Raw genomic sequence first — 16,034 nt, 5'->3', positions numbered from 1 at the left:
GGCGTGGCTACGTCAAATCGACGTACCTACGCAATACAAGGAGAAGCTGATGCAGTCGACCGTTGCGGTTGTGCGGGTTCACACGTATGTCGTGGAGCCCAAGAATCTCGCTGAGTTCCTCACCCGTCGGGCTGCCGTGATCGACCTGATCCGCGCTGCTCACCCGGGCCTCGTCGCCACCCGATTGGTCCGGCTCGAGGACGGCAGCTACACCGATACGTGGTCGTGGGAATCGATGCCGGCGATGGCTGCGGCGTTCCCGCTGGCCCAGAGCGCCGAGGCCGCCGCCGCCTGGTCGCTGACATCGGACTCCACAGCTGTCAATGGCGAGGTAGTCGCCGACCGCTGACGCCGGCCGGGCGCTGACTGCGTACCTAAGAACGGGTGGTAGGGCGGATTCTGAGGACAGGTCAGCCCGGGGTCACGCTCAGCCGAGGCTCTACGTAGACGACTACGTCCTGTTCTTGGGTACGCAGTCAGGGCAGGGGTGCGTAGTCGGAGCAGGGATGCGAGGGCCGGGCCCAGATGCGGGCGCCGAGTGGTGGTGCCGGCGTTGGGTGGGGATGGGGCGCGGGGTGCCGAAGGCGGCAGGACGTTGCGCGGTGGGCCGGGCTCAGGGGATGGGCTGGTCGGCCTCGAGGTCGGCTATGGCGGTGCGGGTTGCGGTGGTGAAGGTCCAGAAGAGTCGGCGGGTGGTGTTCTTACGGTCGGCGCGGGTGTTGATGCGGAACATCGCGCGCCGCAACGGGTTGGTGAGTTCGAGTTGGGCGCCGGCTGCGAGGAGGGTGCGGTTGGCGATGTTGGTGGGCTCGTCGCCGTTGAGTTCGGGGACCGCGGCGGCGTCGATCGCGTGGATGCCCGCCGCGGTCAGTCTGGTGAGGAGGTGGGACTTGAAGGTGGGGTTGCGGCCGCCGACGAGGACCGCTCGGGTGTCGTTAGGTAGTCCGGCCTGAGACGTCGTACAGCCGTGGAGGCCGACGGCGTTGAGTGAACCGCCGGCGAGGGCGCGGGCGACGTGGTCGTCGCACTTGGTCGAGGTGACGTGGAGTTCGCCGTTGCCGGAGGCGCGCAGGCCCTCGAACATCCAGTAGTCATGGAGCGGGCCGTCCGACGGGGTCGGAGTGAGGTCGGCCGGGTGGTAGCCCGCGATCGCCAGGCAGAGCTCCGACGTACCGGATTCGATGCCGCCGCCGTGGGGAGCCAGGATCACCGTGCGTTGGACCTCGACCCGTTGGGTGAGGTCGTCGTCGAACCATTCATGCCGCCGGAACCGCCGCGAGTAGTCGACACCTTCGGTCAGCGCGGGGTCGGCGTACAGCTCGGTGTTGGATGCGAAGCTCGGCACGCCCATCTCCCTCCGATCCACCCACTCTGATCCCAGCCGCGCGGATTGGGTAGCCGTGCGGGGGTGTTGGCGTACCTAAGAACAGGAGGTAGTGCGGATTCTGGCGAAAAGTCAGCCAGGTTCACGCTCAGCCGGGGCTATACGTAGACGACTACGTCCTGTTCTTAGGTACGCAGTCAGGGCGGTGCCATGGGTGGGTGGTCAGCGGAGGGCGGTGCCGTGGGTGTGGGAGAGGAGGTGGAGGTCGTCGCGGGTGGGGAGGGATTCCCAGTCGCCGAGGGCGGTGACGCAGAAGGCGCCGGAGGTGGTGGCGCGGTCCAGGCGGGCTTCGGGGGAGAGGTTGTCGAGAGTGGCGGACAGGTATCCGGAGACGAAGGCGTCGCCGGCGCCGATGCTGTCGACGACGGTGACGGGGAGGGCGGGGCGGTGGATGGTGCCGTCGGACGAGTGCGCCCAGGCGCCCTTGCCGCCGGCGGTGACGATGACGTGGTCGACGGTGGTGTGGGCCAGGAGGTCGGAGACCGCGTCGGGGGCGTCGGTGAGGAGGTCGAGTTCGTCGTCGGAGGCGAAGACGGTGTGCACGTACGGGAGGAGTTCGCGGATCGCGGTCGCGGCGTCGGGGCGAGACCAGAGGCGGGCGCGGTAGTTGACGTCGAGGGAGACCTGGACGCCTGCGGCCGAAGCTGTGCGTACGGCGGCCAGCGTGGCAGCGCGCGTGGTGTCGGAGAGGGCGGGGGTGATGCCGGTGACGTGGAGCAGGCGGGGCTGGGTTGCCTCGATCGCGGCGATGGACTCGTCGGGGGTGAGGGTCGAGCCAGCCGAACCGCGGCGGTGGTAACTGACGCGGGTGATGTCGTGCGACGGCTGGTCGAACGCGATGAACCCGGTGAACGAGTCGTCGGAGAACCGCAGGTAGTTCGTGTCGACCCCCTCGGCGCGCAACGTCCGCTGGATCAGGCGACCGGGCTCATCGTTGCCTACAGCACCTACCCACGTGGCCTGATGCCCGAGCCGGGACAGCCCGATCGCCACATTGGTCTCCGAGCCGGCGATCGACAGCTGAGCCTCTCCGCCGAGCCGCATCGGGCGCGCGGTCCGCACAGAAACCATCGTCTCGCCAAGCGTGAGGAGATCGGTCATCTTCGGACTCCTGGTGATCAGGCGGCCTTGCGGGCCGCCGGGAGGGGTGGCGATGGGTCGGCTGGGGGTGCGGGTGGGTGAGGAGATGCGGCGAGGTTGGGTGTGGGAGTCAGAGGCCGAGGGTGGTGCGGAAGGTGGCGGCGCGGGTGGCCAGCTCGGAGAGTGAACCGCCGGTGCCGGCGTCGCCGAGGAGAGGCGAGCCTACGCCGACGGCCAGCGCGCCGGCAGCCAAGTACTCAGGGGCGCTTGCGGCGTCGACTCCGCCGACCGCGATGAGCGGGGCGTCGGGGAGGGGAGCGCGGAGTTCGCGGAAGTAGCCGGGGCCGTAGACCTTGGCGGGGAAGATCTTCACCGCAGTGGCGCCCAGGTCGAGGGCGGCGACGACCTCGGTGGGAGTGAGGGCGCCGCAGAGGAGCGGCAGGCCGAGTTCGACGCTGCGGTGCGCGCCGCGAGTGATGGCTGGGGTGACGACGAAGCCGGCGCGGGCTGCCGCGACGTCGTCGGCTTGCGCGGCGGTGATGACGGTGCCGGCGCCGATCAGGATGCTCGGGTCGTATTCGGCACGCGCCTTGGCGATCGCGTCCACCGCACCGGGCGTGGTCAGCGAGATCTCGAGCGCGGTGATCCCGGCGTCGACGAGGATGCGGACACACGCCAGCGCGGTGTCGGGCCCGTCGGCGCGGATGATGGCGAGCATCTTGCGGTCGCGCAGTTCGGCAAGCAGATCCATGGCTCCAACCTATTTGATCGATCCAGACATAGGACGTCCCATGAGCTCTGGCCCAGGGCGCCGGTTTGTGGCTGAATAACGAAGTGAGCAACCGCCCCGTTGTTTACTTTCAGGAGGCCCTCGCCCTGGCCACCGCCGGGCTGGCGCTTCCCTCCGCGCCGGCCCAGGCCGCCATCACCCAGACCGTGCTGTTCAACAAGGGTGACGCCGGCTACGGCTGCTACCGCATCCCCGCGATCGTGAAGACCAAGGCCGGCACGCTGCTCGCCTTCGCCGAGGCTCGACGTGCCTGGTGCGCGGACTCCCAGGAGATCGACCTGGTGATGCGTCGGTCCGAGGACGACGGCCGCACCTGGTCGGCGGCACAAACTGTCCTGTCCGGCACCGACAGCGACCCCAACGCGGTCGCCACCCGCGGCAACCCCGCGCCGATCGTCGACTACGAGACCGGCCGGATCGTGCTGCTCACCACGATGGACCCAGGTACGACGAGCCGCCCGCGAACGCCGTACGCGCAGTTCAGTGACGACGACGGGAAGACCTGGAGCAGGGCCAGGAACATCGGTGACCAGATCGACGACCCGGCCTGGGGCTGGTACGCGACCGGTCCGGTGCACGGCATCCAGTTGACCCGCGGTGAGCACGCCGGTCGGTTGGTCGCCGGGACCAACTACGACAACGGCGCCGGCGTGAACGCGGGCCAGCTCGTCTACAGCGACGACCATGGCGAGACCTGGCACAAGGGTGCGACCGACCTGCGCTCCGACGCAACGCCGCAGGAGATCAGTGTCGTCGAAAAGGTTGACGGCGGCATCTATGCCGGTGCCCGCAACAACGCCGGGACCTCCGGCGTCAGCCGGATGTTTGCGGTCAGCAACGACGGCGGCCAGACGTACGCGGCGCCGTACGCAACGATCGCCGGTCTGACCACGCCGACGGTGCAGGGATCGCTGCAACGGTTGCGCGCGATCGACCAGGGCGACAAGTACAACCGGATCCTGTTCGCCGCGCCGGCCGACCCGGACCGCCGCCGGTACATGACGATCCGGTCCAGCTTCGACGAGGGCAAGACCTGGCAGTCCGTTGCCGACGGCACTCGAATCACCAGTGACTGGTCCGGCTACTCCGACATGGCGATTCTCGACACCGGCGAGATCGGTCTGCTGTACGAAGGCGGTGCGGTGGACGCACGCGACCAGATCCGCTTCGCCCGCTTCACCGAGAACGACATCGGCCACCCGGACGCACCGCTCGGCACGACCACGCCGGACGTCTCCGGGTTCGGCAACAACAGTTACCTCCGCGGCGGGACGACGTCGGTCGCCGGGAAGTTCGGCCAGGCTCGTGACCTCGATGGAGTCGACGATGCGATCCAGTTGCCGTTCGCCGAATCGCTCGCGGTCGGCGCGGGGGACTTCACCGCGATGGCCTGGATCAAGTACGGCGCGAGTACGGCGAACCAGGCCATCTTCTGGGGTTACGGGATCAACGAGTTCTCCCAGTTCTGGCTCAGAGCCGAGCCGGCCGACAGCCGGATCCGCGGCCTCATCACCACCGGCGGCAACACCGCGTCCGTGCAGACGGCCAAGGCCTACAACGACAACGCCTGGCACCACGTCGCGTTGCAACGCAAGGCCGGCGCGCTCTCCATCTGGGTCGACGGAACTCAAGCCGCCAGCGTCACCGCACCGGCCGGATCGGTCAGCCCGGGCCGGCCGTTCAAGATGTACGTCGGCCAGCGGCTGGACGGCGCGCATCACTTCGACGGGTCGATGGACGAGGTCCGCATCTACAAGCGGGCTCTCACGTCGACCGAGATCAACAGCATCCGCACCACCAACAGCACGACGGTGCCGAACGTCGCACTCGATCTGCCGCTCGGGTGACATCACACTGGCCTGGCGGACACAGTCAACCGCCAGGCCAGCTCACCGCTCGCGGGCACCACCGCCGCGTCCTCCGGTCCCGCGGACGCCAGGTCGAATGCGCGCCCCAGCATCGGCTCCACCCCGAGACTCCGGTACGGCGCCTCAGCAGGGAAGCCGGCCTGGTTGCGCCACAACGCGGTGGACACTGGTTGCCCGGGGCAACTCAAGGTCAGCGTGAGCTCGGCACTGCGGTCGCGGACGGAGACCGTCGGGCAGTCGACCAGGACGGCGCCGACGGCGGTCCCGTCGGACGGGCCGTAGACGGTCAGGTCGAGCGGTGTCGGCCAGTCGGCTGTGACCCAAGGAGCGTGGTCGGGCCAAGCGGGCAAAAGCGGTGCAGCCTCGGGGTAGAGGCGGCACTCGGTCCCGGCAGGCGCTGCGATGACGGCGCCGGAAGCGCAGTCCAGCAATGCGTGAGCTGCCCAGATGAAGCGGTAGCCCGCCGGTGCCTGCAGGTTGTAGTCGGCGGTGACGGTGTCGGGGCCCGAGGTGAACGCCCGCGTCAGGATGGCGTCGCCATAGGTGACCGTGCCTTCCCAGGGCTGGTTCCAGAGGCCGCCGTGGTCAGGGGTGCCGCGAACAGTCGGGAAGCATTCGTCGAGACCGCCGGCGTCGACGAAGGTGGCGAGACCGGCGCGGGGGCCGGAGAGCAGACCCGGCCCGGACCAGAGCCATTCGCGGCCGGCCAGGTGTAGGGATGTCCAGCGGCCGCCGTCGGTCGGATCGATCGCCACCTGCCGGCCGGCCGCGGCTTGTTCGGTCACCATTCGGCGAAGGAGCCGTCTTCGTGGGTCCAGACCGGGTTGCGCCAGGTGTGCCCGGTCTTGTCGGCAGCGCGGACCGCCGTCTCGTCGATGGAGATTCCCAAGCCGGGCAAGGGATTCCACTCGGCGTGGCCGTTGACCCAGGTGAAGGGCGTCGGGTCGACCAGGTAGGACGTCAGGTCGCTCGATTCGTTGTAGTGGATGCCGCGGCTCTGTTCCTGGATCAGGAAGTTCGGCGTCGCGAACGACACCTGCAGGCTCGCGGCCAGCGAGATCGGCCCGAGCGGACAGTGCGGGGCCAGCATCGCGCCATGAGTGTCCGCCAGCACCGCGATCCGCCGGAGCTCGGAGATCCCGCCGGCATGGGACACATCAGGCTGGACGACCGCGACACCAGCGTTCAGCGGCGCGACGAACTCCGCGCGATGGTAGAGCCGCTCGCCCAGCGCCACCGGGACTGTCGACGTGCTGACGATCTCGGACAGGTGGGTCATGTGCTCCGGCAGCACCGGCTCCTCGACGAAGAACGGCTGCAGGTCCTCGACGGCGTGCAGGATCCGGCGCGCGCCGGCCACGCCGACGCGGCCGTGCAAGTCGATCGCCACGTCGCGGTGGTCACCGATGGCGTCCCGGGCAGCCGCCAGCCGAGTCACGATGTCGTTGATCTCAGCAACGGATGGCGAGGGCTGGATCCGGCCGCTGCCGTTCATCTTCACCGCGGTCATTCCGGCCGCGACCTGTTCGGCGACCGCGTCACCGATGGCGGCCGGCTCGTCGCCGCCGACCCAGGCGTACACGCGGACCCGATCGCGCACCCGTCCACCGAGCAGTGCCGCGACGGGAGCGCCGTACACCTTGCCGGCGATGTCCCACAGGGCGTGGTCGAGTCCGGCGACCGCGCTGCTCAGCACCGGGCCGCCGCGGTAGAAGCCGCCCTTGGTCAGCATCTGCCAGTGCCGCTCGATCTGCAGCGGGTCCTGGCCGATCAGGTACTCCGACAACGTGTCGATCGCGGTCCGGACGACCTCGGCCCGTCCCTCCACGACGGGTTCGCCCCAGCCGACGACGCCGTCACTCGTCTCGACGCGGCAGAACAGCCAGCGTGGCGGGACCAGGAATGTCTCGATCCGCTCGATCTTCACCGGCGCCGCCGTCCACGCGAAGAGCCGCGAACCTCGGTGAGGTCCTCGGCCGCCTTCGCCAGCAGCTTCCGCATCGCTTCCTCGGCGGCGACCGGATCGTGCGCCCGGATGGCGTCCAGCACGCGCCGGTGGCTCGGCACCGGGTCGTCGGACGGCTTCACCTTGTGCACCAGGCGGTCACGATCGGCCAGGCCGGTCTCCATGATCACTTCCATCTTGGTCAGTAGTTCGTTCCCCGTTGCCGCCAGCAACGCGCGGTGGAAGGCGAGGTCCGCGGCGACGGCGGCACGGTCATCCGTGGCCGACTCCATCGAAGCCATCGCGATGTCCAGCGCCTCCAGGTGCGACTCCTCGGCCCGCAGCGCGGCCAGCCGGGCCGCGGCCGGCTCGACGATCCCTCGCACCTCGTGCAGTTCCTCGAGCAGTTCCGGGCGTACGTCGTCGTCGAAGTGCCAGCGGATCATGTCCGCGTCCAGCAGGTTCCAGTCCGAGCGCGGCCGGACGAACGTGCCGCGCTTCTGCCGCGCGTCGACGAGCCCTTTCGCGGTCAGCACCTTCAAGGCCTCCCGGACCGCGGTCAGGCTGACACCGAGGTCGGCCTGCAGATCGGGCACGTTGATGGTCGCGCCCTCCGGGATCTGCCCGGATAGGATGCGCTGCGCCATCACCTCGACGATCTGCCCGTGCAGTCCCCGCGTGCCGCGTTGGATCCCCGTCACACCGTTCTCCCTCATGCCGAGTCCTTGGCCGCGGACCATCCGCCATCGACCACCAGGCTGGCCGCCGTCACGTACGACGCTTCCGCCGACAGCAGGAACGCCACCACCTGAGCCACCTCGTCCGGCTGCCCGAGCCGCCCGATCGCCGTCGCCCGTGCACTCTGTTCCCGGCCCTCGGCGTCGACGCGATCCCACATCGCGGTCTCGATCGGACCCGGAAGCACGGTGTTCACCCGGATCGAGCCGCCGTACTCGACGGCCAGTTGGCGGCCGAGGGCGACCAGGGCGCCCTTGGTCGCCGCGTACGCCGGATGTCCCGGCAGACCGGCGAGAGCGTGCACCGACGACATCAGCACGACGGACCCCGCGCCGGCCGCCAGGTCGTCGTACAACGCCTGGAACCCGAGGAACGCGGCGGTCAGGTTGACGTCGAGCTGCCGTTGCCAGGACTGAGGCGGCAGCTCGTGGGCCGGTCTCACATCGGCGAAGCCCGCGTTGCTGACGAGTCCGTCGATCGGGCCGAGCTCGTCGCGACCGCGCGACCGCACCTCGGCCCAGGTGTCCGGCGCCGACACATCACCCAGTACGGCGATCGCCCGGCCCGGCACCTCCTTGCACGGCTGGACGTCGACCTGCACCACCGAGGCGCCCTCGGTCAGGAACCGCTGCACGCATGCGGCACCGATCCCGGACGCAGCCCCGGTCACCACGATCACCCGCCCACCCAGCCGCACCCGAGCCTCCTCCCACTCCCACCCAAGCACGCAAGGCGGAGCATTCCAACGATGAACGAGGCACCAGTTGACCGTGAGGCCGCCGTCTCGTCAAGCGATTTGTCGTAATTTACGAATTAATATTGACACCTGCGATCCTCCGCCGCAAGATCGTCGGCAACACACCACTCACTCGACTGGCACGCTGGTCGAGCAGATGTCAGGAGTTTGGGCATGACGGGTCTGGCAGCAGATCGACGGACTTTCCTCAAGGGACTCGGACTGCTCGGGGCAGCGGCCCTGGTGCCGGGGTGCGCTACCTCGACGAAGAGTTCGGGCAGCAGCGGCGCGGCGACCGGTGAGCTCTCGCTGCAGTCGAACCTCTCCAGTGAACAGGCCAAGGCCGCGATGGAGAAGCTCGTTGCCGCGTACAACAAAACCGGCGGTTCCCAGGTCAAGCTGAACACGGTCGCATCGGAGATCTTCCGGACCCAGCTGCCGACGTACCTGACCTCGGCCAACCCGCCGGACGTCTACACCTGGTACGCCGGCTCGGTCGCGGACTCGTACGCGAAGAAGGACCTGCTGCTCGACGTCACGAGCGTGTGGGACAGCATGGGTAACTACCCGAAGTCGATGCAGACGCTGTCCACCAGCAGCGCCGGCCAGAAGATCTTCGTGCCGACCAGCTACTACTGGTGGGGCATGTTCTACCGGAAGTCGAACTTCGCCAAGTGGGGCGTGACGCCGCCGAAGACCTGGGCCGAGTTCCTGCAGGTCTGCAAGACGATCCAGGGCAAGGGCATCCCGCCGATCGGCATCGGTCTCGGCGACACCCCGTGGGTCGCGTCCGCGTGGTTCGACTACCTGAACATCCGGATCAACGGCGCGCCGTTCCACCGGCAGTTGCTCGCCGGCCAGGGCGACTTCACCGACCCGAAGGTCAAGGCGGTCTTCACCAAGTGGCGCGAAGCGCTGCCGTACTTCGACCCGAAGGGCAAGTCGTTCCCGTTCCAGGAGGCGACGTCGGCGCTGCTGGCCGGCAAGACCGGGATGTTCCTGATCGGCACGTTCTTCGCCGACTCGGCGCCGAAGGACGCGCTGGACGACATCGACTTCTTCCAGTTCCCGATCATCGATCCCGCCGTACCGGTGGCCGAAGAGGCGCCGACGGACGGGTACTTCGCGTCGAAGAAGGCGAAGGACCCCGATGGCGTGAAGAAGTTCATGACCTGGCTGGCGACGACCGAGGCGCAGGAGATCTACGTGCAGAGCTCGTCGGGTACGGCGATCCCCGCGAACCCGGACGGGAAGTCGGCCGACACCGCGCTGGTGAAGAAGGGCAAGGCGATGATCGAGAGCGCGGCGGAGCTGACCCAGTTCTTCAACCGCGACTCCAGCGACGCCCTGCAGCCGACCGCCGACGCCGCCCTGACCAAGTTCCTCGACAAGCCGGACCAGATCGACCAGATCCTGAAGGACTGGCAGGCGGCGGCCCAGAAGGTCTTCAAAGCGTGACGTCCACCGTGACAGAGACGGCTCCCGGCCGGTCCAGGCAACGGACCGGCGGGAGTACGTCCCGCCGTACCAAGCGATCCGGACCACGGCGGCTGTCGCCGTTGATCCTGGCGTTCGTGCTGGTGCCGTTCGTCATCGAAGCGATCTGGGTGTTCTGGCCGGCGTTGCAGGGGTTCTGGTTGTCATTGACGAACTGGGACGGGTTGTCGGCTCCCCGGTTCGTTGGGTTCGGCAACTTTGGCGACATGGTGTCGGATCCGATCTTCCGGACCGCGTTGAAGAACACGGCGATCTGGCTGGTGCTGTTCGGTGGGCTGAGTGTGATCGGCGGCTTCGGGATGGCGCTGCTGTTGCAGCGCGAGCGCCGCGGCGTCGGCATCTACCGGGCCGCGCTGTTCACTCCGGTCGTGTTCTCGCTGGTCGTCACCGCGCTGATCTGGCGGGTGTTCTACCAACCGGACGGCCTGGTCGACACCGTCCTGCGGACCGTTGGCCTGGGCAACTTCATCCGGCCGTGGCTCGCCGATCCCGGCACCGCGTTGTACGCCGTCATCGTGCCGGCGCTGTGGCGTCAGATCGGGTACGTGATGGTGCTGTACCTGGCCGGACTGAAGGCGGTCGACCCCGCGTTGTACGAGGCCGCGAAGGTGGACGGCGCGTCGGCGTGGCAGCGGACCAGGTACGTCACGATCCCGCAGCTCAAGGGCGTGAACTCCGTGGTCCTGTCGGTGATCGTGATCGACTCACTGCGGTCCTTCGACATCGTCTGGTCGATGACGAGGGGCGGTCCGTATCACTCGTCCGAACTGCTGAGCACCTACATGTACTCGACCGCGTTCCAATCCACCCAGCTGGGCTACGCGTCCGCGCTGGCCGTGGTGATCTTCGTACTCGCACTGGCCGTGATCCTCGGCTACCTGATCCGCGCCTTCCGGGAGGAAACATGAACCGCCTGCGGACCTCGGGATACCACGTCGCGATGGGGCTCGTGTCGTTCCTGTGGATCGCGCCCATCCTGTGGGTGATCGTGATCTCGTTCCGCAGCTTCGACGATGTCGCGGCGAACGGGCTGGGGTCGCTCCCGCATTCGTTCACGTTCTCGACGTACAAGTCGGCGTGGGAGGACGCGGACGAGTTCCGGGCCCTGATCAACAGTCTGCTGGTGACGATTCCGGCGGTGATCCTGAGTCTGGGGCTGGCGTCGATCGCGGCGTACGGGCTGGCGCGGTACAGCATCCCGTTCCGGCGGACGATCCTGTTGCTGATGTTGATGGGGAACCTGCTGCCGCCGCAGATCCTGCTGATCCCGATCTCGCGGTTCGTGGAGCTGATCGGGTACTACGACACGCTGATCGCGCTGATCGCCGTGCATGTCGGCTTCGGGCTCGGGTTCTACACGTTCGTGCTGCACGGGTTCATGCGGGATCTGCCGCGGGAGATCCAGGAGGCGGCGACGATCGATGGGGCCGGGCCGGGGAAGATCTACGCGAGCGTGATCCTCCCGCTGACCCGACCCGCTCTGGCTGCCCTTGGTGCGTTGTCCTTCACGTGGATCTTCAACGATCTGCTGTGGTCGATCACGGTGATCCGCTCCGGCGAGAAGATGCCTGTCACGCCGGCGTTGCTCGGTCTCCAAGGGCTCTTCGTCTCGTCCTGGAACGTGATTGCCGCCGGCACCGTCATCGCGGCCGTCCCCACGGTCGCCGTCTTCCTCCGCTTCCAGAAACACTTCGTCGGTGGGCTGGCGATCGGGGCGGTCAAGTGAAGACCTGGACCCTCCGCGGCGCAACCACCTCCTATGTGGTGGGCGTCCCAGACCACGGCCAGTGGGCGCAGCTGATTGCCTGGGGCCCCCATGCGGTTGCCGACGGCCCGTCAGTTGTTGCTCCGGTAGGCACCGAACACTTTCTGCCGCGCGCCGACGTGGAGCCCTTGGAGTACGCCGTACGCGGTGTCCGCTATGCCGCGCCGGTCGACCTGGTGGTGAGCGGCCCCGACGGCTCCGACGAACTCCGGCCGACCTTCACCACCGCCAACCGCTCGGCCATTTCATGGGATAACCCTCGGACTCGCCCGTTATCCGCTGGTATTTCGGGGGGAGAACCGACAACTCGACAGGCTCTCCCTTCAAATGGCGAGGGCGGGGCAAAGGACGAGGGCGGGGATGGGGCTGGGGACGGGGTGAGTGGGCTGGAGCTTACGTTCGTGGACGCGCTGCGCGGGCTCCGGTTGGTTTTGCACTACCGTGTCCCGGCCGGGCTGGACGTGGTCGAGCGCTGGGTTTCGGTGCACAACGACGGCGCTGACGAGCTGACGCTGCATCGGCACGACTCCGCGGGGTTTGTGGTTCCGACGTCCGGCGGGGCAACAGTGAGGTACTTGTGGGGCGAGTGGAACAGCGAGTTCCAGCAGAGTGAGGTGTCGCTCGAGCGAGGGCGATTCACCATCGGGAGCGCGCAGGGGATCACGGGGCATTCCTACTCACCGTTCATGGCAGTCGACGACGGCAGTACGGCGTACGGCGTGCAGCTGGCGTGGTCCGGGTCATGGGACATGACCGCGGACGTGGACACCACCGGGCTGCTGCGGATCCAGGCCGGTCGGGTTTCGTCGAGTCTGGGGATCAGGCTGGCGCCTGGGGAAACCTGGGTGTCGCCGAAGGCGGTGGGCGCGTGTAGCGCGGAGGGGACCGATGGGCTCGCGCGCGTCTTCCACGACTACGAGCGATCGTTGTCGCGGAAGCTCACGCCGAAGGTGCTCTACAACTCGTGGTTCGCGACCGAGTTCGACATCCGCGCGGACCATCAGCTCGAGCTCGCGCGGCGTGCCGCGAGTATCGGGGTCGAGACGTTCGTGGTGGACGACGGGTGGTTCGTCGGGCGGTCGGATGACACCGGCGGGCTCGGGGACTGGGACGTCGACCCAGCCGAGTTCCCGGATGGGCTCGACGCCTTCATCGCGCAGTTGAAGGAGATCGGGCTCGACTTCGGGCTCTGGGTGGAGCCCGAATCGGTGAGTCCGACGTCGGAGCTGGCCGCGAAGCATCCCGAATGGATCTTGCGCACTCCCGGCCGCGATCCCGTCCTCATCCGCAACCAGCTCCTGCTCGACCTCAGCCGTGACGATGTCGCCGACTTCATCTGGACCACGCTCGACCGGCTGCTGTCGTCGTACCGGATCAGGTATCTGAAGTGGGACGCCAACCGGCCGCGGCTCGACGCCGGCGACCAGCGGCGCGATCTCGACGGACGCGTCGTCGCGAACCTGTACGCGATCCTCGACCGGCTCCGAGCCGAGCATCCGGACGTGTACGTCGAGGGATGCGCGGGCGGCGGCGCCCGCGTCGACCTCGGGATGGCCGCGCGGGTCGACACGCTCTGGCCGAGCGACAACACCGCCCCGCTGGATCGGCTCAGGATCCAGCAGGGGTTCCGGACCGGCTTCGCGCCCCATCTGATGAGCTCGTGGGTGACCGATGCCGTCGGCACCCATGACGGCCGCGAACGGTCCCTCGACTTCCGCTTCCACGTCGCGATGGCCGGCGTACTCGGCATCGGCGCCGACCTGTCGCGCTGGAACGACGAGCAGCTGGCGACCGCCGCGCGGCACATCGAGCAGTACAAGGGCATCCGCGACTTGGTTGCCGATAGCAAGGTCTACGGACTGCCGGCCGGTGTCCAGTACGTCGGTACGACGCGATCCGTGGTGTTCCTGTGGGAGACGGGTGACGGCAACGTGCGCGGGACGTTGCCGACCAGGCCGCGACGCGTGCCGCTCGTCCAGCTGGATCCCGCGAAGAACTACCGGGTGGGAGACGAGGTCCACCCGGGCAGCTATCTGCTGCAGGTCGGCGTCCGCTGGGACGGCTCGACCGACTCGAACTGCCTGGTCGTCGAAGCACTCGACTGACCGCTCCGCTCAACGGCAGCAAAGGACAACAGATGAAGCGACTCCTCGGTGGGGTGATCGCGGCGGTCCTGGTGACCGCTTCGCTCGCTGTCACCACAACCTCAGCCACAGCAACCCCAACCGCTGCGCCCGTGCTCAGCCCGACGCCGTACATGGGCTGGAACACGTACTACGGTCTCGGCGGCGACTTCACCGCGGACACGATCAAGTCGGTCGCCGACTCGCTGGTGAGTCGCGGACTGGCGAAGGCCGGCTACGACATCGTCTGGCTCGACGGTGGCTGGCAGGCCGACCAGTCGCGCAGCGACGCCGGTGACCTGCAGCCCAACCCGGCCAAGTTCCCGGACGGGCTCAAGCCGGTCGTCGACTACATCCACAGCAAGGGTCTGAAGGCCGGCATCTACACCGACGCCGGTCCGTACATCCCGGGCAGGTGCGGTCTCGGCAGCGGCGGCTACTACCAGCGCGACGCGGACCAGTTCGCCGCGTGGGGCTTCGACGCGGTGAAGGTCGACTACCTGTGCGGTATCGCGGCCAACCTGGACCCGAAGACCGTGTTCACCGAGTTCGCGCACGCGCTGCGCAACAACGCGAGCCACCGGCCGATGATCTTCAACCTGTGCAACCCGGTCACCTCGCCCGACTGGGGCAACTACCCGGAGTCGCAGCAGTCGATCAACTCCTGGACCTACGCGCCGGACATCGCGCAGTCGTGGCGGACCTACACCGACGTCGGCTTCCAGGGCGACATCAAGTTCAAGGACGTACTGCGGAACTACGACGCGAACGCGCGGCACCCCGAGGTCGTCAAGCCGGGTGCGTTCAGCGACCCGGACTACCTGGCGCCCGAGCTCGGGATGACCGACGAGGAGTTCCGCACGCAGTTCACGCTGTGGGCCGTCGCGGCGGCACCGCTCGTGGTCGGCAGCGACATCCGCAAGCTCAGTGCGACGACGATCCGCATGCTGACCGATCCCGACGTACTCGCGGTCAACCAGGACCGGGCCGCGGTTCAGGCTGTCCGGGTCGGTGCCGCGGGGACGACGGAGACCTGGGTGAAGCGGCTCGCCGACGGCAGCCGTGCCGTCGTGCTGCTGAACCGTGGCGACAGCGCGAAGACGCTCACCACGACGGCGGCCGCGGTCGGTCTGAGCGGATCGCGGTTCACCCTGAAGAACGCGTGGACCGACAAGGTGACCGAGAGCGCCGGCACGATCAGTGCGGCGGTCCCGGCCCACGGAACCGCGCTCTTCCGGGTCCAGCCCGCTACCGGCGTGCCGGGGATCCCGCACGTCACCGCCGGGATCCCGCAGGTGACGAAGGTCGGCGCGGACGCACAGGCCGAGGGCGTCGCGCCGGTGGTTGCCGGTGGCGACGAGCTGACCGTTGAGGTTGCCGTCCGCAACGACGGAACGACACCTGTGTTCGAGCCGGCCGTGACGGTTGCGGGTGGCACTGGGTGGACCGTGAAGCCGTTGTCCAACGCCCCGGCTCTCATTGCCAGTGGCAAGCAGGCGACCTTCGCATTCACCGTGAAGCTGCCGGCCGGTGCCGCGCCCGGATCCGCGAGCCTCACCGCGTCGACGTCGTACCAGACGATCGGGTACGGCGTGCAGCGGCAGACGACTGTGTCACCGGTCGTGGTCGCGCCGGCGCCACCGGTCGGGATCGTCCCGCTCTCGCATCATCAGTGGATCAGCGCGACCAGCGGCTGGATGTCGCCGACCGTGGACGAGAGCGTCGGTGGCGGCAACCCGATCAAGCTCGTCGGGCAGACGTACCCGACCGGTATCGGGGTCGCGTCGCCGTCGCTCATTCGCTACTACCTCGGGAAGTCGTGCTCGCGGCTGACCGGGACCGTCGGGATCGACGATGTGGTCAGCAACGTCGGGCCGGAAGGCGGGACCTCGACGTTCCAGGTCGTCGGTGACGGCAAGGTGCTGTACGACAGCGGTGTCGTCGACCGGTTCACCCCGAAGCAGGTCGACGTGGACCTGACCGGCGTACGTGTCCTCGACCTCGTCGTCGGCGACGCGGGCGACGGTGGCTACAACGACCGTGCGGACTGGGCGGCCCCGACCGTTACCTGCTGAGTTCTGCTGAGGAGGGGCAGGCCGGCGATCGGT

Annotated in this window: 14 protein-coding genes; 7 read left to right on the top strand and 7 right to left on the bottom strand. The window is 68.2% G+C overall.

What is annotated here, in order from left to right:
• Positions 1-49 precede the first annotated feature (49 nt).
• Positions 50-349 carry a hypothetical protein gene (locus OG558_RS01100; protein WP_405068544.1) on the top strand — a complete coding sequence of 100 codons (300 nt, stop codon included), beginning with the start codon at positions 50-52 and terminating at the stop codon, positions 347-349.
• A 264-nt stretch (positions 350-613) separates the two neighbouring features.
• On the opposite strand, the gene OG558_RS01095 is transcribed toward OG558_RS01100, so the two are convergent.
• From OG558_RS01095 to OG558_RS01085, 3 genes are all read right to left on the bottom strand, one after another.
• Positions 614-1,345: a poly-gamma-glutamate hydrolase family protein gene (locus OG558_RS01095; RefSeq protein WP_405068543.1), complete on the bottom strand. Its 732-nt coding sequence runs from the start codon at positions 1,343-1,345 to the stop codon at positions 614-616.
• Between the two features lie 201 nt (positions 1,346-1,546).
• Positions 1,547-2,485: a sugar kinase gene (locus OG558_RS01090; protein ID WP_405068542.1), complete on the bottom strand. Its 939-nt coding sequence runs from the start codon at positions 2,483-2,485 to the stop codon at positions 1,547-1,549.
• Between the two features lie 109 nt (positions 2,486-2,594).
• Entirely contained in the window at positions 2,595-3,215 is a 621-nt protein-coding gene (locus OG558_RS01085; RefSeq protein ID WP_405068541.1) for a bifunctional 4-hydroxy-2-oxoglutarate aldolase/2-dehydro-3-deoxy-phosphogluconate aldolase, read from the bottom strand.
• 83 nt (positions 3,216-3,298) lie between these two features.
• Between OG558_RS01085 and OG558_RS01080 the strand changes: the two genes are divergently transcribed.
• A complete protein-coding gene (locus tag OG558_RS01080; protein ID WP_405068540.1) occupies positions 3,299-5,101 on the top strand; it encodes an exo-alpha-sialidase in 1,803 nt (600 codons plus the stop codon).
• A gap of 2 nt (positions 5,102-5,103) precedes the next feature.
• Here OG558_RS01080 and OG558_RS01075 read toward each other — a convergent pair whose 3' ends face one another.
• Genes OG558_RS01075 through OG558_RS01060 form a run of 4 tightly spaced genes read right to left on the bottom strand, consistent with a single transcriptional unit; the run spans position 5,104 to position 8,502 of the window.
• On the bottom strand, positions 5,104-5,910 hold the full coding sequence (locus OG558_RS01075) for a hypothetical protein (RefSeq protein ID WP_405068539.1): 807 nt from the start codon (positions 5,908-5,910) through the stop codon (positions 5,104-5,106).
• A complete protein-coding gene (gene dgoD / locus OG558_RS01070; protein WP_405068538.1) occupies positions 5,904-7,049 on the bottom strand; it encodes a galactonate dehydratase in 1,146 nt (381 codons plus the stop codon). Before dgoD ends, OG558_RS01075 begins: the two co-directional genes overlap by 7 nt.
• Positions 7,046-7,783 carry a FadR/GntR family transcriptional regulator gene (locus OG558_RS01065; RefSeq protein ID WP_328518725.1) on the bottom strand — a complete coding sequence of 246 codons (738 nt, stop codon included), beginning with the start codon at positions 7,781-7,783 and terminating at the stop codon, positions 7,046-7,048. Before OG558_RS01065 ends, dgoD begins: the two co-directional genes overlap by 4 nt.
• Positions 7,780-8,502, bottom strand: a complete 723-nt coding sequence (locus OG558_RS01060; RefSeq protein WP_405068537.1) for an SDR family NAD(P)-dependent oxidoreductase — start codon at positions 8,500-8,502, stop codon at positions 7,780-7,782. The genes OG558_RS01065 and OG558_RS01060 overlap by 4 nt, the downstream gene beginning before the upstream one ends.
• Before the next feature lie 213 nt (positions 8,503-8,715).
• Between OG558_RS01060 and OG558_RS01055 the strand changes: the two genes are divergently transcribed.
• The 5 genes from OG558_RS01055 to OG558_RS01035 are packed head-to-tail and all read left to right on the top strand — an operon-like array spanning position 8,716 to position 16,001.
• Complete coding sequence (locus OG558_RS01055; RefSeq protein WP_405068536.1) at positions 8,716-9,999, top strand: extracellular solute-binding protein; 1,284 nt, start codon at positions 8,716-8,718, stop codon at positions 9,997-9,999.
• On the top strand, positions 9,996-10,946 hold the full coding sequence (locus OG558_RS01050; protein ID WP_405068535.1) for a carbohydrate ABC transporter permease: 951 nt from the start codon (positions 9,996-9,998) through the stop codon (positions 10,944-10,946). The genes OG558_RS01055 and OG558_RS01050 overlap by 4 nt, the downstream gene beginning before the upstream one ends.
• Positions 10,943-11,764 carry a carbohydrate ABC transporter permease gene (locus OG558_RS01045; RefSeq protein WP_328518729.1) on the top strand — a complete coding sequence of 274 codons (822 nt, stop codon included), beginning with the start codon at positions 10,943-10,945 and terminating at the stop codon, positions 11,762-11,764. The genes OG558_RS01050 and OG558_RS01045 overlap by 4 nt, the downstream gene beginning before the upstream one ends.
• Positions 11,761-13,908, top strand: coding sequence for an alpha-galactosidase (locus OG558_RS01040; RefSeq protein ID WP_405068534.1), 2,148 nt, complete (start codon positions 11,761-11,763; stop codon positions 13,906-13,908). Before OG558_RS01045 ends, OG558_RS01040 begins: the two co-directional genes overlap by 4 nt.
• Before the next feature lie 32 nt (positions 13,909-13,940).
• Positions 13,941-16,001, top strand: a complete 2,061-nt coding sequence (locus OG558_RS01035; RefSeq protein ID WP_405068533.1) for an NPCBM/NEW2 domain-containing protein — start codon at positions 13,941-13,943, stop codon at positions 15,999-16,001.
• Positions 16,002-16,034: the final 33 nt, after the last annotated feature.

It is taken from the genome of Kribbella sp. NBC_01510, assembly GCF_045040325.1.
Taxonomy (GTDB): Bacteria; Actinomycetota; Actinomycetes; order Propionibacteriales; family Kribbellaceae; genus Kribbella.
The sequence above is the reverse complement of the archived record's forward strand: the minus strand, read 5'-3'. Positions and strand labels throughout refer to the sequence as shown.

Excerpts from the sequence above, each read along its gene's own strand:
- OG558_RS01065 (WP_328518725.1), bottom strand. The coding sequence starts at position 7,783 with ATGAGGGAGAACGGTGTGACGGGGATCCAACGCGGCACGCGGGGACTG.
- OG558_RS01045 (WP_328518729.1), top strand. The coding sequence starts at position 10,943 with ATGAACCGCCTGCGGACCTCGGGATACCACGTCGCGATGGGGCTCGTG.
- OG558_RS01085 (WP_405068541.1), bottom strand. The coding sequence starts at position 3,215 with ATGGATCTGCTTGCCGAACTGCGCGACCGCAAGATGCTCGCCATCATC.
- OG558_RS01055 (WP_405068536.1), top strand. The coding sequence starts at position 8,716 with ATGACGGGTCTGGCAGCAGATCGACGGACTTTCCTCAAGGGACTCGGA.
- OG558_RS01100 (WP_405068544.1), top strand. The coding sequence starts at position 50 with ATGCAGTCGACCGTTGCGGTTGTGCGGGTTCACACGTATGTCGTGGAG.
- OG558_RS01035 (WP_405068533.1), top strand. The coding sequence starts at position 13,941 with ATGAAGCGACTCCTCGGTGGGGTGATCGCGGCGGTCCTGGTGACCGCT.
- OG558_RS01090 (WP_405068542.1), bottom strand. The coding sequence starts at position 2,485 with ATGACCGATCTCCTCACGCTTGGCGAGACGATGGTTTCTGTGCGGACC.
- OG558_RS01075 (WP_405068539.1), bottom strand. The coding sequence starts at position 5,910 with ATGGTGACCGAACAAGCCGCGGCCGGCCGGCAGGTGGCGATCGATCCG.